The following is an 18,629-nucleotide window of genomic DNA, read 5'->3' as shown; positions in this document are numbered from 1 at the left end:
ATGCACTCGGGGCAGGTCAGAGGGAACCACGGGGAGCAGAGCTGTCACCCCGGATGATTTCAATGCCGGAGGCGCGTGGTGCACCGTGGCGGACCGCCGGTGCGCGCGGCGCCGCCTGCGGGTTGACGCGCGTCGGGGCGGCGCCGCGTCCGGCCAGCGCATCGCCATCGATGCCTGCGAAGGCATGGTTCTCGGGGCGCTGCAGGGCCACCTGCTGCTCTGCATCCAGTCCGCGCAGCGGATCGATCACGCCCGGCGCCTGCGGGAACAGGGCAAGGTCGGGCAGGCCGGTATCGGCCGGGTTGCGCAGTGCCAGGAACAGCTTGCCCTGCTGGGCGCCCAGCAGCAGCCGGTTGGCGTCCGCCACCGGTACCGCCAGTACCGCGCTGCGCGCTGGTTGGCGGGTCTGGTCGCTGGCGCCAGGGCTGCTGCCGGTGATGTCCGCCGCGCGTGCGTCGTTGCGTTCGCTGCCATCGGTGCTGCCGGCCGTATCGCCCGGGTTGGGCGCGATATCCTGCTGGCCATAGCTCAGCACGCGCAGGCGCGACAGCAGCAGGCGCGCCTGTGCGGCCTCGCCCGGGCCCCCTGCGCTCGGCTGGGCGGTGCGCAGGTTTAGGAACACATCGACGAAATCACCGGGCAGGATGCGATTGCCCGCGCCGACCAGTTCGTCGACCGGTACCGCCAGTGCTCGCTCACCGGGCCGCAGCTGCAGCGAGAAGCCCTGCGCGAGGGCCGAGCTGCTGATCGCGCTGCCTTCTGCAATGTCCTGGACCGGAACCTTGCCGACCACGGTGGAAATGCTGGTCGCAGCGCCGGCGACCGGCGTGGTGCGCTGGGCCAGTCGCAGCCCGTTGGCGGTGATCGGCTCACCGGCCGGCAGCCGGGCGACGGCTTCGACCACCGTGATGGCCTGCGGGTCCGCGCTGGCAACCGGCGCCACATGTACCGGCGCGTCGGGCTTGCGGCCGATCATCAGTGCAATCACGGCCAGCAGCACGGCCAGGCCGATCAGGGCGACGGCGGCGATGCGGGTCAACTTGAGCATGGAACCGTCTCCTGTACCAATCGTCAGGTGCCGCTGCCGAGGTCGAGCTGGGCGACCGCGACGCTGCGGATGGGAGCCCGCATCACCCACCCGTAGAGGGTGGCGGTGCCGGGCAGGAAGGGGTGGCCGGCATAGTCGTAACTGACCGTGACGGTGATGCACTGCGCGGCGGGCAGCCCCGCACAGGGTGCGGGCGCGGCGACCACGATGGCATTGCTGCCGCCTGCGCTGCAGTCCACGTCCTGCTTGGAGAACTGCAGCAGCCACTGCATTGAGTTGCGTGCTGCGACACAGGCCGCGGTGCGGCGCTGGGCGTTGGTGCCGTAGCGCAGGGAGGCGCGTGCTCCCTCTGCGGATGCGGTCGCCAGCGTCTGCTGCGCGGCCATGATCATCACCCCGGTGAAAGTGAACAGCAGCAGCGGCAGCAAGCCGAGCATCAGCATCAGTGCGAACTCGATGCTGGCCACGCCGCGTTGCCGGCGAGGGCTGCGAGTGTTCATGAAACACCTCCGTAGACCTGGATGATGATCCAGCCGATGGCCGACAGCGCCAGATAGGCCGCGTAGGGAATACCGTGGCGTCCCTGCCGTGCGCTCTGCAGTTCGCGCAGCGCAGGATGTGTCTGCCACTGCGAGCTGGCCCGGGTCATCTGCAGCTGCAGGCCGGCCGGCAGCATGGGGCCGAGGCGGCGCGAGGCCAGCACCACCAGCGCATGAAGCCCGGCGGCGAGGCTGGCGACCACCCAGATCGGCAGCAGCGCTTCCAATCCCAGCAACAGGCCCAGCACCGCAAAGAACTTCACGTCGCCCGCGCCGATCCAGCGCACGGCGTAGAACGGAAGCAATGCGACCAGCCCCAGCGCCGCGCCGGCAACGTGGGATCCCCACGGCAGGCGCGGCGTACTGAACTGGCCAGCGATCAACAGCGGTACAGCCAACGCGCACGCGGCAAGCAGCCAGGCGTTCGGCACCCGGCGGGCATACAGATCGCTGATCGCAATCCGCAGGCACACGCCGATGGCCAACAATCCCAGCAGTGTCATCGCACACTCCGTCGCCCGATACCGGGCTGTCCCTGGAAACTCCCCGACCTTGCTTCCAGTATTTTCACTATTACCGGAGTTTGGATCGGTCCATATCCGCCGCGTTTACTTCGCCGCCGTGGTGGCGTCCTTGGCGATATCCGTCAGGTGCGTGAACAGCGTTGTGAAAAACGAGGTGATCTGGGTGCGGCCGACCGCGATCAGGACACCGGCAATGACCGCCGCCAGCAATCCATATTCAAGCGCGGTAACGCCGTCTTCTTCCTTCAGGAACGTGCGGATCGATGCGTTCATGGTGATTTTCTCCCTCTACCTGTCTGCTGCAGGACACCTGTTGGGCGGTGGCCCGGCTCCGCCGGGATCGTCCGTGGACCCCCGCGCGTCCTGGCGGGGGAGGCACGACGGGGTGTGCCCGCCGTGCTCAAGCAGGGTGATCAGCCCAGGGGAAAATGCCGGCCGCGCGCCGTCCACCGCGCGACGCTGCGCCGCTGGTCGGAATGTCGTGCAATAAGGCCATGGTCATGTGCTCCCCCAGGGTGCGGCCGCGTTGAAGTGGCCGGATCACCGTGTTATCGACTTTGCCTGAATGGCGGTTGGCTGCAACTGGAACCTATATGCAAATTCGGCAGAAACCCGTCAATGCTTAAACTTTCAGGCTGTTTCTGTGACGCAAATCCGTTCTTCGGCAAAACGATTCATTGACGTGCAGATAATGTGATGTCGTTTTGATCGCATGCGAAAACCGTGCCAGTGGCGGCCACATTTTCTTCACCTGTGTATCTATTTTCTTCAATGCAGTCTGCACGTTTACCCAGGTGGATTATCGGGCATACTCAACTTCAGGTTGTGGCAATTCCCGGGCAGTTTGCATGGCATTGGCTGCGCCCGTCCCGGCAACGACGGATGTTCGTGGAAAGGTGTGGCCCTGTCAGGCAGTGGGGGCCGCAGCGTGTGACGGATCAATGGGGGATGACACTGTCATGGTCGATGGTGGGGTAGGAGACAGCGACGACGGCGGCCTGCGATCGATCGATCTGGCGACGCTGAGCGGTGTGCTTCGGGTGTGCGATGTCGAACTGCTGCTGCTCGATGGCAATGGGCCGCGGGCGGCATTCGCTTCGCGTGTGCACGAGGAAGCGCTGTTCTGCAGCATCAGCTGCGGATTCCATTGCCGCGGCCGTTTCATGCTGCCACCGGACTGGGCGATGCTGGGATACCTGCACGCGACCGACGAGACACTGAGCTGGTGCCACGGCGTTCCACTGACGCCGGGAATGGCGTTGACGGTAATGCCGGAGGGCATCAGCGAGTTCACGCTGAGCCCTGGTACGCACCTGACCCTGATGCTGGTGCCGGTTGCGCGTGTGCAGCGCAAGCTGACCGAGCTGAGCCTGCGCAGCACGCCGCCGGCCGGACAGGCGTTGTCGCTTTTCAACCTGTCCAGCGAATCGGCGCCGCTTGCGCGTCATTATCAGCAGCTGCATGTCCAGCTGGGGCAGGGCGGCACCCTGGAGCCAGAAGAGGCAGAGCGCCTGCTGCACGAGCATGTGCAGGCGCTGCTCGGGGCCGGCGCTTCCGACCGGCCCGGCTGCAGCCGCGCGCGGCGAACGCATTATCTGATTGCGCAGCGCGCGGAAAACTTCATGCGGCTCAACCTGCGCCGCAATATCTACATGAATGAGATATGCGATGCGGCCGGGGTCAGCGAGCGTGGCTTGCGCTACGCCTTCGAAGACCTGTTCGGTACATCGCCCAACCGCTATCTGTCGATGCTGCGGCTGTGCGCGGCCTGCCGCAGCCTGTCGATGGCTGATTCCAGCCGGCGCTCGGTGAAGGCGATCGCGCTCAGCTGCGGGCTCTGGGACCTCTCCCGCTTGGCCGACAACTACCGCAAGGTATTTGGCGAGCTGCCCCGCGATACCCTGATGCGCGCCCCGGCGCAGATTGGCCAGCCGGCCTGAATCAAGCGGCACAAGGGTTTTTCCGCGGTTTCTGCCGGAATTGCACATCCGCTTGCCGATATGGTTGCCGCTTCTGCATAACCGGCTGCCGATTCCGGCCGTGGATTTGCCGGAATGCGCGATTGCCGTGCCGGAATGAAGTGCGCCGTGGCTTCCGCCCGCGCTGAAATGTCAGTCACCTGCCTAGCGGCAAGTCCACTGACATTCCAGTTGTTCGCCTACGGGGGAAATGCTCATGAACCGCATCTACCGGCGTGTATGGAACCGCCAGCTCAATGCTCTGGTTGTGGCCTCGGAACTGGCCACGGGCGACAGCGGTGGCAGCGCTGCCCGTGATCCGCGCAGTGTCCTGCTGGTGCCGACCGCCCTGGCCCTTGCCCTGCTGTGTGCGCTGGCCAGTGGGCACGCGGGGGCATCCGAATCGAATCAATCGCTGCGCGACCTGCAGGCGCTTGCCGCCAAGTACACGCAGCCGATGCCGGTCAAGGTTGATGCCGAAGTTGCATTGGCAGCTGCCGTGCGACAGGCGCAGAGCAGCCCGGCGATCAGCGCGGATGCGCGCGTTGGCCTGCAGTTGAGCACGGCGTCGCTGCCGGTGGTGCGTGATGTGCTGCCGGCCACCGTACAGGTGAAGCTGGCGGCCAACAGCACGCCGAAGCAGGTCGCGGTACCGGGTCTTGCGGCGGATGTGCGCGCCAGCGTAGGCCTGGGCAATGCTGCGGTACGGGGCGCGCAGGTGGATACATCGCTGGCTGCACAGGTTGCGCCGGCGGCGCAGGCGCCGCTGGGCATTGCCGCAGACGCACGCGCCAAGGCCAAGGTCGGTCTTGCGGGCGCGCAGGTGGCGTCGATCGACAGCAGTGCGAAGGCTGCGGCCGGCGTCAGTGCTGCGTCGGCGGGAGGCCTGCCAGGCCTGAAGGCAGCGGCTGATGGTGCGCTGGAGTCGAAGCTGAAGGTGGCGGGCCATCAGATCGACGCTCACGGGCAGGCCAAGGCGACGGCAGCGGTCACCCTGCCGGCCAAGGAAGAGTTGCCGGGAGAAACCCACGACCGTGCGATCACCGCGGCCTTCGACACCGGCGTAGCCGGCAAGGTGCGCGTGCAGGCGCCGGATGGGCAGGAAGTGGTGGCGGATCGCAATCTCAAGCTGGCGGGCCAGGCAACCGTAGCGGCGCAGAACAGCGCGTTGGGTGTGGGTGGCCTGGTTGGCGGTGTGGTGGGCGCCGCTGGGAATGCTGTCGGTGGCGCCCTCAACGGCACGGTCGGCAGCGTGGGCGGGGCCCTGGGTGGCACGCTCAACAACACTGTGGGCGCCGTCGGTGGCGCATTGAACGGCACTGTCGGTACGGTCGGCAGCGCAGTCGGTGGTGCGCTCAACGGCACGGTAGGCAGCGTGGGCAGTGCCGTCGGAGGCACGCTCAACAACACCGTGGGTGCTGTGGGTGGCGCATTGAATGGCGCGGTCGGCGCAGTCGGCGCGGTGGGCGCCGCCGTCGGTGGTGCCCTCAACGGCACGGTTGGCAACGTAGGCGGTGCCCTGGGCGGCACGCTCAACAACACCGTGGGAGCTGTGGGTGGTGCATTGAACGGCGCGGTCGGCACGGTCGGCAGCACAGTGGGTGGCGCTCTCAACGGCACCGTTGGCAACGTAGGCGGTGCCCTGGGAGGCACGCTCAACAACACCGTAGGCGCCGTCGGTGGCGCAGTGAATGGTGCTGTCGGCACCGTCGGTGCGGTGGGCGGCGCCGTCGGTGGTGCTCTCAACGGCACAGTCGGCAGCGTGGGCAGTGCCGTCGGAGGCACGCTCAACAACACCGTGGGTGCTGTGGGTGGCGCATTGAATGGCGCGGTCGGCACAGTCGGCGCGGTGGGCGGCGCCGTCGGTGGTGCCCTCAACGGCACGGTTGGCAACGTAGGCGGTGCGGTGGGTGGCACGCTCAACAACACCGTGGGGGCCGTGGGCGGCGCATTGAACGGTGCTGTCGGTACGGTCGGCGGCGCTCTCAACGGCACGGTTGGCAACGTAGGCGGTGCGGTGGGCGGCACGCTCAACAACACCGTGGGCGCCGTCGGTGGCGCATTGAACGGTGCCGTCGGCACAGTCGGCGCGGTGGGTGGCGCCGTCAGCGGTGCCCTCAACGGCACGGTTGGCAACGTGGGTGGTGCGGTGGGCGGCACGCTCAACAACACCGTGGGCGCCGTCGGCGGTGCCCTCAACGGCACGGTCGGCAACGTGGGTGGTGCCGTGGGCGGCACGCTCAACAACACCGTGGGAGCCGTGGGTGGCGCACTGAATGGCACCGTGGGCACGGTCGGTGGAGCCGTCGGCGGTGCCCTCAATGGCACGGTCGGTACCGTGGGCAGTGCAGTCGGCACCGTTGGCAGCACCGTCGGTGGCGTGCTGAACGGCGCCACTGGCGGCAGCACCGGTGGCCTGGGTGGGGTGCTGGGCAACACGCTTGGCAACGTCGGCAGCGCCGTGGGCAACCTGCTCAATGGCAATCTCAATGGCACCCTCGGCAATCTGGGCAGCGCCGTGGGTGGCCTGGTCGGTGGCACGCTCAGCGGCCTCGGCCTGACCAAACCCTCTGCGATTCCGCCGACCAGTCCGAAGGCGCCGGCTGCCGCCGACCCCAATGCCGGCCTGATCATCGGCACCGGCGGCCTGGTCGGTAATGTTGGCCAGCTGATCGGTCCGACCACCACCAGCCTGTTCGGTGGCAATGGCTACCTGAGCAACGGCAATCTCAAGCTCAGCAATGCCAACGTGATGCAGACCTATTCGACGGTCAACGTGCTGGGTCTGCCGGTGGTCAACCTGTCGCCGGTCGGCAGCACGCTCAATGGCCTGGGCGGTGCGGTTACCGGTGGCAGCTCACACCTGACCCTGATCGGTGGCGTCACCTCCGACAGCTACATCTACAACATCAACAACGGCAATCCGGGCGGCCTGCTTGGCCTGCTGCTGCCGAAGGATTCGCCGGCATGGGCAGCCAAGTGCCTCGACATCGCCTTGGCCGACATCTCCTGCTGGGCGGTCAATGCCGCACAGGATTACCAGGTGCTGATGGGTGACGGCGCCTTCGCCAACGGTTCCAAGGAAGTGGTGATCGGTGCCAACGCCCGCCACGAACTGCCGAAGGTGGATGCCAATGTCGCCTTCCCCGGTGCCGGCACCAACGATCCGAGCAACCCGACCGGCGTACCGACGGCCGACTATGCCGCGCGCATGGGCCACTCGGTGATTGTCGGCGACAGCGCCGTCGGCACCGCCAACGGACAGACCCTGCTGGGCGCGGAGGCCACCTCGAACCAGGCCAACTCGGTCGCACTCGGCTACCGCTCGGCCGCACTGCGCGGTGCGCAGGCCAGCTACAGCGCCTATGGCCTCACCGCGCCGCAGGTCTCGGCCGGTGAAGTGTCGGTGGGTACCGCAGGCGGTGGCGAGCGCCAGATCACCAATCTCGCCGCGGGTAGCGCCAACACCGATGCGGTCAATGTGGCCCAGCTGAAGGGCGCGATCAGCCTGATCAATGGCGTGGCCGATGTCGCGGTGACCTACGATCTGGACGGTGCCGGCAACCCGAACTATCGCCGGGTCACGCTGGGCGCGGGCACCGGTACCACCACCATCGGCAACCTTGCCGGCGGCGCGGTCACTGCCGGCAGCCTGGAGGCGGTCAACGGCGGACAGCTGGCAGGCACCAACGCCGCCATCGCCAGCTTCTTCGGTGGTCGTGCGGCCTTCGACCCGGCCACGGGCGCCTTCACCGCGCCGCTGTTCGAGATCAGCACCATCTCCACCGGAGGTGCCATCGCCAAGGGCCTCTATACCAACGCCACCGATGCCTTTGCAGCGGTCGATGGATCGCTGGTCAACCTCAACACGCAGATCACCGATATCCGCAACGGCGGCACCAAGTACCTGCGCGTCAATTCGACCGGTACCGAGGCCGTGGCCAGCGGCACCGACTCGATCGCGGTCGGTACCAACGCCCGTGCAACCGCTGCCAACAGCATCGCCGTCGGCGCCGGCAGCCTGGCCGACCGCGCCAACAGCGTGTCGGTCGGCGCGGCGGGTGCGGAGCGCCAGGTCACCAACATGGCAGCCGGTACCGCCGCCACCGATGCGGTGAATGTCGGCCAGCTGCAGGCGGCCGCGGCCGGCGCACTGCGCTACGACCTCAATGGCGACGGCAGCGTCAACTATGCCAGCGCCACGCTGGGCCAGGGCGGCACCGCCACCACGCTGCGCAACCTCGGCCCGGGCCAGGTGAGTGCCACCAGCAGCGAGGCGATCAACGGTGCCCAGCTGTTCGCTGCCAACCAGGCCGTGGCCACCCACCTGGGCGGCGGCGCAGCGGTCAACGCCAGCGGTGTGCTGACCGCACCGACCTACTCGATCAACAACATCGCCGCCAATGGCACCATCACCAAGGGCAGCTACAACGACGTCGGCACCGCCTTCGATGCGGTCAGCAACTCGCTGGCCAACGTTGCCGACCAGACCGGCGAGATCGACAAGCTGGCGGTGAAGTACGACGTCGACGGCAGTGGCAACGTGATCAACAGTGTCTCGCTGAAGGGCACCGGCACCGGAGCGGTGAAGGTGACCAACGTCGCCGCCGGCAGCATCCTGGCCGGCAGCAGCGATGCCATCACCGGCGACCAGCTGTTCAGCACCCACAGCACCCTCGCCAACTACTTCGGTGGCAGCACCGCCTTCAACGGCACCACCAATGTGTGGACCGCGCCGAAGTTCAGCATCTCCAGCATCGCCACCGATGGCAGCTTCACCAGCGGCGACTACAACAACGTCACCGCAGCCTTCAGCGCGGTGGACGGCTCGCTGAAAGTCCTCAACCAGCGCATCACCAACGGTGGTGGTGGCAGTGCCTACCTGGCGGTGAACTCGACGGCGGCGGCTGCAACCGCGGCCGGTGCCGAAGCGGTGGCGGTCGGCCCGCAGGCCAGTGCCGCAGGTGCCAACAGCGTGGCGGTCGGCAACGGCGCCAGCAGCAGTGCCGGCAACAGTGTGGCATTGGGTGCCGGTTCGGTGGCCAGCGTCGGCGCGCAGAGCGGCTACACCGGCGCCTACGGGCAGACCGGTGCCAGCAGCTCGGCCGGTGAGGTGTCGGTCGGCAGCACTGGCAACGAACGCAAGATCACCCACGTTGCCGATGGCTCCGACGACCACGATGCGACCAACGTCGGCCAGCTGAAGAACGGCGTGAACTACGCCATCGACCAGTCCAAGTCCTATACCGACCAGAAGATCCAGAACATCACCAACGTGGCCGGCAGCTTCCGCGCCAACAACACCAACAACCTGGCCGACCCGTCCGCCAGTGGTGCCAACTCGGCCGCCGGTGGCGCAGGCTCGACTGCTGCCGGTGCCAATTCGACTGCGCTGGGCAACGGTTCGCAGGCACAGGCCGACAACTCGGTGGCACTGGGTGCGGGTTCGGTGGCGAACCGGGCCAACACGGTGTCGGTCGGTGCCGCCGGTGCCGAGCGCCAGGTGGTCAACGTGGCTGACGGCTCGCAGGCCACCGATGCAGTAAACGTTCGCCAGCTGCAGGCCTCGCAGCAGGGCACCATCCGCTACGACACCACGGTCAACGGTGCCACCAACTTCAACAGCGTCACCCTCGGCAGCACCAGCAGCGGCCCGACCACGGTCCGCAACGTTGCCGCCGGTACTGCCGGCACCGATGCGGTCAATGTCGACCAGCTGAAGTCGGGCATGGCACAGACCCTGGACTGGTCGAAGGCCTACACCGACGAGCGCATGGGCGGCTTCGAGCGCGACCTGCGCAAGACCGACAACCGCGCCTCGGCCGGTATCGCCTCGGCGATGGCCACTGCGGCGCTGCCGCAGCCCAGCGAAGCCGGCCGCAGCATGGCTTCGATCGCCGCCGGCAGCTACAACGGCGAATCGGGCGTGGCGCTGGGCATCTCTGGTGTCTCCGAAGGCGGGCGCTGGATCTACAAGTTCAGTGGTTCCACCAACAGCCGTGGCGAGGCCGGTGTGGCCGTCGGTGCCGGCATCCAGTGGTGATCGCCGCCGCCGGGCCGCCAACGCGGCCCGGCAGCGCGGAAACGTCAACAGGGGGAATGACATGAAACAGCATCGCATCGCCCGGGCCGGCCACGTTGCCGCGACACTGGGACTGATCCTGGGAATCGGCCTGCTGGCCGCCTGCCGCAGCCATGCGCCGGCTGCCGATGGCCCCGCCGAAGCCACCGCCGTGCACTTCCCGGAGGCATCGAAAGCCTCGCTGAAGGAAGGCACCTATCCCGACGTCGCCGATCTGCGCCGCTTTGCGCCGGGCATGAGCAAGCGCCAGCTTTACACTCTGCTGGGCACGCCGCACTTCAACGAAGGCATGTGGGGCGTGCGTGAATGGAACTACCTGTTCAACTTCCGGACCGCGCAGGGCGCGGAGTACTTCACCTGCCAGTTCCAGGTGCGCTTCGACGGCAAGGGCATTGCCCAGGCCGGGTACTGGAAGCCGGAATCGTGCGCGGCCGTGCTCGACCCACCGCGGCCGCCGGCACCGCCGGCACCGCCACCGGCGCCATTGCCGGAACAACCGTTGCGGCTGTCTGCCGACGCACTGTTCGGCTTCGACAGTGCGAAGCTCAGCGCCGAAGGCCAGCAGGCGGTGCAGGGCATCCTGGCGCAGGTGCGCGAGGCGGCGCAGGTGCAGTCGATCCGGGTGACCGGGTACACCGACCGCATCGGCAGCGCCAGCTACAACCAGGCGTTGTCGCAGCGCCGCGCCGACGCCGTGCGCAACGCACTGGTGCAGGGTGGGGTGCCTGCCGGCAGCATCAGTGCCGAAGGCCGCGGGGCCGCCGAGCCGATCGTGCAGTGCGAGCAGCGCAACCGCCGCGAGCTGATTGCCTGCCTGGCACCGAATCGGCGGGTGCAGATCGCCGGGATGGCCCATCCGCGCTGAGATTCCTGCGCCGGGGCATGACCCCGGCATTCCGAGTCCCCCCTGACCGTCGGCAGGACGTGGCAACGTCTCCCCCGTCATCCACGCCTGCCGGCGGCTCAGGTTTTCCATGGTGCACGCGATGAATGCCCAATTCCTGCCTCTTTCCATGAAGACGGAAACCACACTGAGTGTGTACGGCCAGCTCGGCAACCACGCCGTGGTGCGTATTCCCGGGCGGCGGCTGCCGGGATTGATCCTGCAGGCCGATACCGTGGCGGGGTTCCTGGCCCAGCTGCAGGAAGCCCAGGCCTGCCTGCGCAGCGGCCGCGCACAGCGCACCGATGCCGAGCTGGACATGCTGATCGACGTTCTGCAGCAGTGGTACGCGCTCATCGAATCGCGCCTGGCCGATGCCGGCGAAGCGTTGTAGGTAAAAAGGGACGGAGGGGATTAAGTCGTTTCCGGCACTGCCGGGGCAAGAACGACTTGATCCCCTCCGTCCCTTTTTCTAGGCGCGGGCGCTTACGTGCCAGCAGGCGGCCTCCACGCGCACGCGGTCGCCTTCGATGAAGGGGGCGAACGCCGCCAGTGCCTTGTCGCGAAGTGCGGCGGCGCGGGCTTCCGGCATCGAGCGCAGTGCCAGACCCAGCGGGCCCAACTGGCCCACGTAGGTCGGCAGGTCGGCACGGGCGATCGAGCAGGGCAGGTCCACGGCGACCACATCCACATCCTTCCAGCCGGCGGCCAGCAGCAGCTGCCGCACGCGTTCGCCATCGGCGAAGGCGAACTGTCCCGGAGCGCCGGGCACACGTGGCGGCAGATCCAGCGCATCGCCGATGGCGCGCTCGGCGGTGGTCATGAATGGATTTTCGTCTGCGCCGCGCCAGGCAATGAAACGAAGGCCGGCGCCGGGCAGCGCCGCGCGGTGCAGGTTGGCGAAGGCCGCGCCGGTGTCCTCAAAGAACATCACGCCCAGCCGCGACTGGATCCAGTCGTAGTGTGCCGGCGGCAGCGGATGCTGCTGCGCGTCGGCCACGATGAAGTCCGCCTCAAGTCCTGCGTCGGCGGCACGCTGACGGGCCAGCGCCAGCATCGGCGCGGAGATGTCCAGGCCGGTGCAGTGCGCCTTTGGTCGCGCCGCCGCGGACGCGAGCAGGCTGGCGCCGGTACCGCAGCCAATGTCCAGCAGCTGGGTGACGGTATCCGGCAGCTCGCTGACGAGCAGATCGGCCAGCGGCTGGAACAGGCCATCGAGCATGGCCTGTTGCGCGACCCATACCTGCCCGCCAGAGCCATTCCAGAGCGTGTTCTGATCAACCGGGGATGTGCTGGCCATGGCCTTGCCTTGCAGGGAAGTTGCCCATAGGTTGGCGCTTGAAGGCGACTTGAGGTCAAGCCCATGCGTGAACTGGATATCGGCGAGGTGGTGAAGCGCAGTGGCGTGCCGGCCTCGACACTGCGTTACTACGAACAGCTGGGGCTGTTGCAGGCCCTGGGCCGTCGCGGCATGCGCCGGCAGTACGACGAGCAGGTGCTGGAGCGGCTGGCGCTGATTGGCCTCGGCCAGGCGGCCGGGCTGTCGCTGCAGCAGATCGGGGTATCGCTGCCGCCCCTGCGCGGATGCCTCACGCTGGACCGGGACGCCCTGCTGGCACAGGCCGAGGTACTGCAGCGGCAGATCAGCCAGCTGCAGCGGATACGTCGGCACCTGCAGCGGGCAGCGGCCTGCCCGGAGGCGCAGGATGCGCGCCGGTGCGGCTCATTCCGCAAGTTGTTGAGGGCCCAGCAGCGCATCGCGGGAGGGTGAGAGAAGCGCATCCACGCATGGCGTGGATCTACTGCGCCACGCCATGCCTGGATGAATCAATCGCGCGTACTGACTTCCCAGGTGGCGTGCAGCACGCCTGGCACGTGTTCCATCCGCGCCAGCACCACGTCCAGTTCATCGGCGCTGACGGCGGTGCTGACCAGGACCGCGATCACATCGGTGGGCGCGTCGGCATGTTCGACCACCTGCACATCGCCAACCGGATACTGCGCGGCCTCCAGTGCATCGACCAGCCGCTCGCGCACGCGCGGCACTGCTTCGGCATCCACGCTCAGGCGCACCTCGTAGGTCGCTTCGGTCGCCGCCTCGTTGATCGGGATGCGGTTGATCGCATTCACCAGCGGCCGCAGCAGGGTGTTGCCGGCAATGATCAGCACGGTCAGCAGCACGCCTTCGGCCAGCATGTCCGCACCGGTGCAGCTGCCGACCGCCGCCGAGCACCACAGCGTGGCGGCGGTGTTCAGGCCGCGCACGTTCATGCCTTCCTTCATGATCACGCCAGCGCCGAGGAAGCCGACGCCGGAGACCACGTAGGAGATCACCCGCACCGCCTCGGCACTGCCGGCGATGCGCATGCCCAGGTCGACGAAGGCAGCGGCGCCCACCGCGACCAGCACGTTGGTGCGCAGGCCGGCGGTGCGCTGCCGGTACTGGCGTTCGGCGCCGATCAGCGTGCCAAGCACGAAGGCGGCCAGTAGGCTGACCACGGTGTCGGCGAAGGGGCCGGCCTGGAAGGTTTCAATGAAGCGCATGGCCCGAGTCTACCCGGTGGAGGTGACAGTAGATCCACGCCCTGCGTGGATATCCAGATGTGCCGGAAACGACTTAATCCCCTCCGTCCCCTTTTGCGGGGTCAGTCGGTGTCCTCGACGCGCTCGCCCATCAGTTCGCGCTGGCGCTTGTCCAGTTCCTCGGCGTAGCGCTTGCGCACGAAGGCTTCGGAGACCACGCCCAGCACCTGGCCGTCGGTGGCTACCACGGCCAGTTCGTCGGCCTGGGTCTGGTCGAAGCGCTGCATCACGCTGACCACGTCCGCGGCCGGTGACAGTGACACGTCACGGTTCTCGGCCAGTTCGCCGATCACGGTCTCCGGTTTCACGCCATCGCCATAGACGCGGGGAATCTGCACGATGCCGGCGTAGTGGCCTTCGCCATCGATCAGCACCACCCGGCTGCCCGAACCCAGCGGGAAGCGCTGGCGGAACGCGGCAGCGTCGAGGTCGGCCGGTGCGGTCGCCACGCCCTTGCGCATCAGCCGGCCGGCGTTGAGGTTCTGCACCCAGCCCACGTCGCGGGCGCTCTTGATGGTCTCGCCGCGCAGATGCATGCGCCATGTCGAGAACGAGTAGCCGAACCACTGCCGTACCAGCGTGCTGGAGACCAGCACCGCGCTCATCACCACGCTGGTCAACAGGAAGTCGTGGGTGCCTTCCAGTACCAGCATGGCCATGGTCATCGGTGCGCCGACCACGGCGGCGGCCAGCGCCGCCATCCCGGCCAGTGCGGCGGAGGTGGCGTCGATCACCGGCACCCCGGTGGCCATGGCCAGCAGGCCGGCGAACAGGGCGCCGACCAGGGTTCCCATGAACAGAGAGGCGAAGAACAGGCCGCCGCGGAAGCCAAACCCGAGCGAGATGCCCGAGGCCAGGCACTTCAGGGTCAGCAGGCCGCCGATCCAGATCAGCGGCAGATGTGTAGTCAGGTCCAGGTGCAGCGCGCCATGCCCCGACGACAGCACCTGCGGGCTGGCCAGCGCCAGTGGAATCAGCAGCAGGCCGCCCACCACCGGCCGGCCCCACAACGGCAACGGGCTGCGCTTGACCGTGCCTTCGATCGAGGCGATCAGCCGCATCACCGCGATGCCGACCATCGCGCAGCAGCAGCCGAGCAAGCCGTAGATGGCGTAGTCGGCGGCGCGGACATCAATCGTCGAGGCTGCCGGCAGCAGGTAGGCCTCGATGCCGGCCTGGTCGGCCACGAACGCGCCGGCCAGCGCGGCGACCGCGACCGGCGCCAGTGCAGCCGGGGTGTAGGCACCGATGACGATCTCGAAGGCGTAGAACGCGCCGGCCAGTGGCGCACCGAAGGCGGCGGCGATGGCACCGGCGGCACCAGCGCCGACCAGGATGCGCACGTCGTTGCGGCGCAGGCGCATCACCCGCCCCAGCTGCGAGCCGCTGCCGGCGCCCATCTGCGTATACGACGCCTCCAGCCCGACCGAGGCGCCGCAGCCGTTGGACAGCAGGGTCTGGGTCAGCACGATCAGGTTGTCGCGCATCGACATGCGGCCGCCATGCAGCGCATTGGCTTCCACCGCATCGAGCAGGGGCCGCTTGAGCCGGGTCGCGGCCAGGCTGACCAGGCCGACCAGCAGCCCACCCAGCGGCAGCACCAGCAGCGCGGTCCAGGTCAACGAGGGCAGGGAGCTCAGGCGCATGCCTTCGTCCAGGCCGTACAGCGCGCCCTGCAGCCAGCGCGCGATGCCCGATTGCAGCAGGGTCAGGTAGCCGGCGATCAGGCCGACCAGCAGCGCCAGCGCGATGAACCACAGGTCGCTGCCACGCAGGCGCAGGCGCAGGCCCTGGAAGGCCGCATGCAGGCGCGATGGCGAAACGGGCAGTGACATGGTGGCGGCATGATACGCCGCCACCGTGAGCGCCACCGTCACTGCATCGGGCGGCTATCGCCTCAGAAGCGGTAGCGGCCCTGCACGTAGAAGGTGCGCGGCGCGGCCACCATGCGCCCGGCGTTGCCGTCGACGTTGCGGGTGTACCAGCGCTTGTCGGCCAGGTTGTTCACGCCCAGCGCGATCTCACTGTCGCCCAGCCCCGGCACCTGCCAGGCCACCTGTGCGTTCCACAGTCGCACGCCGGGCACGCGGCCCACGCGCGCGTCGGCGGTCTCGGCCCAGGTGTTGGCCGCATCGGAGAACTGGCCACTCTGGTGGGTGCTGGAAACGTTGAAGGTCCAGCCGGACAGGGCGTAGCGGGCACCCACGCTGTCGGTGTCGCGCGAATAGAACGGCACGTCCAGGCCGCGGTTGTCGCCGGACTGCTGGATCGCCTTGGTCCAGGTGTAGTTGGCGTACAGCTCCAGCCCGGCCAGCGCGCTGTCCTCGGCGAAGTGGTATTCCAGCGCGCTTTCCACGCCCTTGTGGTCGGTGGCGCCGATGTTCTGGAAGGTCGGCGGGGTGATGCCCGGCACCTGCAGGATCTGGTTGTCGAAGCGCATCTTGAACACGGTGATTTCCGCGCGCAGTGCGCCGTCCTGCCAACGCGCGCCCAGCTCGGTGGTCTTGGCCACTTCCGGGTTCAGCGGGTTGCTGGCGCTCTGCGAATTCAGCTGGATGTTCTGCACCGGCCCGAACGAGGTGGTGTAGTTGCCGAACACGGTCAGCTGCGGGGTCAGCAGGTAGGCGATGTTGAGCGAGGGCAGGGCCTTGTTGTTGCGGCTGCTGAAGGTCGCGCTGCCGCCAGACTGGCGGCGGTCCATGTCGATCCACTCCATGCGCACGCCCGGGGTGATCCGCCACTGGCCGACCGCGATGCGGTCGTCGATGTAGAACGCGTGGGCGTCGGTGGCGTTGTCGAAGCGGGTGGTGGCGCTGGCCGCACCGGTGCGGCGGGTGACGGTGTAGCTGCGGTCGTTGCCGCGCTCGCGCAGGAAGCGGTAGCCGGCGGTGATGTCATGCACCGTACTGCCCCAGTGCAGGCGCTGGGTGTAGCGCGGCTCGATGCCGAGCACGCGGTAGTCGCGCGGCTGCACGGTCAGCTGGGTGTTGGCGGCATTGATCAGCGAGCTGGCACGGTTGCTCTCGTTGTAGTAGGCCAGCACCTCGAACTCACTGTTGGCCGAGAGCGTGTTGGTGTAACCCAGGTCGATGCCGGTGCGATGGCCCTTCCAGAAATCGGCCGGGCGGGTGTTCTGGAACGGATCGGCCTCGTACTGCGCGCGGGTCAGGCCGCCCGGAGTCAGTGAGCGCACGTCGTAGTAGGACAGCTTGGCACGCAGTTCCTGCTGTTCGTCGATGGCGTAGGCGAACTTCAGTGCGAGATCGTTGAAGCGGTCATCGCTGCCCTGGCGCCAGCCGCGGCCGTCCTGGCCGGAGTAGAGCAGGGCGGCGCCCAGCCCGTTGTCGCCGGTGCCGCCGAGGAAGGCGTTGTACTGGGTGCTGTCGCCGCCGCCGTGGTCGTAGGCGGTGTAGCGCACGCCGGCCTCACCGTGCAGGCCGGCGCCGGTCGGAATGGCGCGGGTGCTGAAGTTGATGATGCCGCCCACGTTCTGCGGCCCGTAACGCACCGCGCCGCCGCCGCGCACCACGTCGATCGATTCGATGTTGGACAGGCTGGTCGGCGCGAACGACAGCTGCGGCTGCCCATACGGCGCCACCGCCAGTGGCACACCATCGAGCAGTACGGTGGAGCGCGGCGAATAGCGACCGGTGAGGCCGCGCACGCCGATGTTCAACGACACCGAACTGCCGGCCGTGCCGGAGTTGTCGGTGACCTGCACGCCGGGGATGCGGCGCATGGCATCGCCGATGCTGGCCGCGCCGCTGGCCTCGATGCGCTGGCGGTCGACCACGGTGCGGGCGCCGGCGAAGCTCTTGACGCTGTCGTGCAGGCCGGTGCCCAGCCAGCTGCCGGAGACCTGGATGCTGTCCAGCGTGGTGGCGCCGTCCTGGGCGAAGGCGCTGGCGGCCGGGAGCAGGCACAGGGCGAGGGCGGCGGCCAGCGGCAGGTGGGCCGGTCGGAGGGCGTTGATGGGCATCGGTGCAGGTCGTGGAAGGTCGTAAATGAGAATTATTGCTGATTCCATTCGCCAATGGAATGCGTCTGCGGTTCATGCCGATGACCGGGTGGTAGAGTGATGGATTGCTTCCTGACTCGCTGAGATTCGCCATGTCCCAAGCCGCTTTCTACCCCGTCGGAACCCCTGGCCAGCCGTGGGGAGCGGCGGAACGGGAGCAGTGGCGTGGCCGCCAGCAGCGCCTGCGTCGCTATGACCAGGAGGTGTTGCCGCGCATCGAGGCACTGGCCTCGCGCTTCGACAAGGTGGCCTATGGCCAGCTCGACTACGCGGGCGAGACCTACACCCTGTTTGCCCTGCGCAGCCGTGACTGGAATCCGGCCCTGCCGGCCGCGCTGGTCACCGGTGGCGTGCACGGGTACGAAACCAGTGGCGTGATGGGGGCGCTGGAATTCCTTGAAAAGCACGCCGCCGACTATGCCGGCAAGGCCAACCTGCTGGTGGCACCATGCGTGAATCCGTGGGGCTTCGAGCGCATCAACCGCTGGAACTTCGATGCGATCGACCCCAACCGCAACTTCCGCGCCGACGGCCCGGCCCGCGAGTCGACCGCCGTGATCGAGCTGATCGCGCCCTACCAGGGCCAGTTCGTGCTGCACATCGACCTGCATGAAACCACCGACAGCGACGAGAGCGAGTTCCGTCCGGCCCTGGCGGCGCGTGATGGCAAGCCGTTCGAGCCGGGGTTGATTCCCGACGGCTTCTACCTGGTCGACGACAGCGAGAACCCGCAGCCGACGTTCCAGCAGGCGGTGATCGTTGCGGTGGAAAAGGTCACCCATATCGCCCCGGCCGACGACAAGGGCGAGATCATCGGTTCGCCGGTGGTCGCCCATGGCGTGATCGAGTACCCGCTGGAGAAGCTGGCGCTGTGCGCGGGCATCTCCGGTGCGAAGTACACGACCACCACCGAGGTCTACCCGGACAGCCCGCGCGCCACGCCGCAGCAGTGCAACGAGGCACAGGTGGCCGCGGTGTGCTCGGCCCTGGACTA

Annotated in this window: 14 protein-coding genes; 6 read left to right on the top strand and 8 right to left on the bottom strand. The window is 67.9% G+C overall.

Going from position 1 to position 18,629, the window contains the following annotated elements:
- Nucleotides 1–16: 16 nt before the first annotated feature.
- The 4 genes from cpaB to N7590_RS15680 form a co-directional block, all read right to left on the bottom strand.
- Nucleotides 17–1,048, bottom strand: a complete 1,032-nt coding sequence (gene cpaB, locus N7590_RS15695; protein ID WP_053508737.1) for a Flp pilus assembly protein CpaB — start codon at nucleotides 1,046–1,048, stop codon at nucleotides 17–19.
- A 23-nt stretch (nucleotides 1,049–1,071) separates the two neighbouring features.
- Nucleotides 1,072–1,548, bottom strand: coding sequence for a TadE/TadG family type IV pilus assembly protein (locus N7590_RS15690; protein ID WP_053508739.1), 477 nt, complete (start codon nucleotides 1,546–1,548; stop codon nucleotides 1,072–1,074).
- Nucleotides 1,545–2,090, bottom strand: a complete 546-nt coding sequence (locus N7590_RS15685; protein ID WP_164240383.1) for a prepilin peptidase — start codon at nucleotides 2,088–2,090, stop codon at nucleotides 1,545–1,547. The genes N7590_RS15690 and N7590_RS15685 overlap by 4 nt, the downstream gene beginning before the upstream one ends.
- A gap of 105 nt (nucleotides 2,091–2,195) precedes the next feature.
- Entirely contained in the window at nucleotides 2,196–2,384 is a 189-nt protein-coding gene (locus N7590_RS15680) for a Flp family type IVb pilin (protein WP_008265706.1), read from the bottom strand.
- Between the two features lie 686 nt (nucleotides 2,385–3,070).
- On the opposite strand from N7590_RS15680, the gene N7590_RS15675 reads away from it, so the two are divergent.
- The 4 genes from N7590_RS15675 (at nucleotide 3,071) to N7590_RS15660 (ending at nucleotide 11,428) form a co-directional block, all read left to right on the top strand.
- On the top strand, nucleotides 3,071–4,051 hold the full coding sequence (locus tag N7590_RS15675; protein ID WP_279935717.1) for a helix-turn-helix domain-containing protein: 981 nt from the start codon (nucleotides 3,071–3,073) through the stop codon (nucleotides 4,049–4,051).
- A gap of 235 nt (nucleotides 4,052–4,286) precedes the next feature.
- Nucleotides 4,287–10,112, top strand: a complete 5,826-nt coding sequence (locus N7590_RS15670) for an ESPR-type extended signal peptide-containing protein (RefSeq protein WP_279935716.1) — start codon at nucleotides 4,287–4,289, stop codon at nucleotides 10,110–10,112.
- Between the two features lie 61 nt (nucleotides 10,113–10,173).
- The gene (locus tag N7590_RS15665) at nucleotides 10,174–11,016 is read left to right on the top strand and encodes an OmpA family protein (RefSeq protein ID WP_164240379.1); all 843 of its coding nucleotides are present in this window, start codon (nucleotides 10,174–10,176) and stop codon (nucleotides 11,014–11,016) included.
- A 148-nt stretch (nucleotides 11,017–11,164) separates the two neighbouring features.
- Nucleotides 11,165–11,428: a hypothetical protein gene (locus N7590_RS15660; RefSeq protein WP_006450485.1), complete on the top strand. Its 264-nt coding sequence runs from the start codon at nucleotides 11,165–11,167 to the stop codon at nucleotides 11,426–11,428.
- 78 nt (nucleotides 11,429–11,506) lie between these two features.
- Here the strand turns inward: N7590_RS15660 and N7590_RS15655 are convergent, their stop codons facing one another.
- A complete protein-coding gene (locus N7590_RS15655; RefSeq protein WP_164240377.1) occupies nucleotides 11,507–12,334 on the bottom strand; it encodes a class I SAM-dependent methyltransferase in 828 nt (275 codons plus the stop codon).
- Nucleotides 12,335–12,397: 63 nt separating this feature from the next.
- On the opposite strand from N7590_RS15655, the gene N7590_RS15650 reads away from it, so the two are divergent.
- A complete protein-coding gene (locus N7590_RS15650; protein ID WP_164240375.1) occupies nucleotides 12,398–12,805 on the top strand; it encodes a MerR family transcriptional regulator in 408 nt (135 codons plus the stop codon).
- 56 nt (nucleotides 12,806–12,861) lie between these two features.
- Here N7590_RS15650 and N7590_RS15645 read toward each other — a convergent pair whose 3' ends face one another.
- The 3 genes from N7590_RS15645 to N7590_RS15635 form a co-directional block, all read right to left on the bottom strand.
- Complete coding sequence (locus tag N7590_RS15645) at nucleotides 12,862–13,578, bottom strand: MgtC/SapB family protein (protein ID WP_005409984.1); 717 nt, start codon at nucleotides 13,576–13,578, stop codon at nucleotides 12,862–12,864.
- 101 nt (nucleotides 13,579–13,679) lie between these two features.
- Complete coding sequence (locus tag N7590_RS15640) at nucleotides 13,680–15,452, bottom strand: chloride channel protein (protein WP_053511819.1); 1,773 nt, start codon at nucleotides 15,450–15,452, stop codon at nucleotides 13,680–13,682.
- A 62-nt stretch (nucleotides 15,453–15,514) separates the two neighbouring features.
- Nucleotides 15,515–17,596: a TonB-dependent siderophore receptor gene (locus N7590_RS15635; RefSeq protein WP_164240373.1), complete on the bottom strand. Its 2,082-nt coding sequence runs from the start codon at nucleotides 17,594–17,596 to the stop codon at nucleotides 15,515–15,517.
- 131 nt (nucleotides 17,597–17,727) lie between these two features.
- Between N7590_RS15635 and N7590_RS15630 the strand changes: the two genes are divergently transcribed.
- Nucleotides 17,728–18,629 (top strand): M14 family metallocarboxypeptidase (locus tag N7590_RS15630; RefSeq protein WP_279935715.1); only part of this gene is annotated, 902 nt, incomplete at its 3' end.

Origin of the sequence: Stenotrophomonas sp. GD04024 (genome assembly GCF_029837545.1) — a bacterium.
Classification (GTDB): domain Bacteria; phylum Pseudomonadota; class Gammaproteobacteria; order Xanthomonadales; family Xanthomonadaceae; genus Stenotrophomonas; species Stenotrophomonas forensis.
Note: the sequence above shows the minus strand (reverse complement) of the source record. Positions and strands in the feature narration are given on the sequence as shown.

Bases quoted from the DNA above. Each gene is read 5' to 3' on its own strand.
- N7590_RS15670 (WP_279935716.1), top strand. From the start codon at position 4,287: ATGAACCGCATCTACCGGCGTGTATGGAACCGCCAGCTCAATGCTCTG.
- N7590_RS15645 (WP_005409984.1), bottom strand. From the start codon at position 13,578: ATGCGCTTCATTGAAACCTTCCAGGCCGGCCCCTTCGCCGACACCGTG.
- N7590_RS15640 (WP_053511819.1), bottom strand. From the start codon at position 15,452: ATGTCACTGCCCGTTTCGCCATCGCGCCTGCATGCGGCCTTCCAGGGC.
- N7590_RS15665 (WP_164240379.1), top strand. From the start codon at position 10,174: ATGAAACAGCATCGCATCGCCCGGGCCGGCCACGTTGCCGCGACACTG.
- N7590_RS15680 (WP_008265706.1), bottom strand. From the start codon at position 2,384: ATGAACGCATCGATCCGCACGTTCCTGAAGGAAGAAGACGGCGTTACC.
- N7590_RS15635 (WP_164240373.1), bottom strand. From the start codon at position 17,596: ATGCCCATCAACGCCCTCCGACCGGCCCACCTGCCGCTGGCCGCCGCC.
- cpaB (WP_053508737.1), bottom strand. From the start codon at position 1,048: ATGCTCAAGTTGACCCGCATCGCCGCCGTCGCCCTGATCGGCCTGGCC.
- N7590_RS15660 (WP_006450485.1), top strand. From the start codon at position 11,165: ATGAAGACGGAAACCACACTGAGTGTGTACGGCCAGCTCGGCAACCAC.
- N7590_RS15685 (WP_164240383.1), bottom strand. From the start codon at position 2,090: ATGACACTGCTGGGATTGTTGGCCATCGGCGTGTGCCTGCGGATTGCG.
- N7590_RS15655 (WP_164240377.1), bottom strand. From the start codon at position 12,334: ATGGCCAGCACATCCCCGGTTGATCAGAACACGCTCTGGAATGGCTCT.
- N7590_RS15650 (WP_164240375.1), top strand. From the start codon at position 12,398: ATGCGTGAACTGGATATCGGCGAGGTGGTGAAGCGCAGTGGCGTGCCG.
- N7590_RS15690 (WP_053508739.1), bottom strand. From the start codon at position 1,548: ATGAACACTCGCAGCCCTCGCCGGCAACGCGGCGTGGCCAGCATCGAG.
- N7590_RS15675 (WP_279935717.1), top strand. From the start codon at position 3,071: ATGGTCGATGGTGGGGTAGGAGACAGCGACGACGGCGGCCTGCGATCG.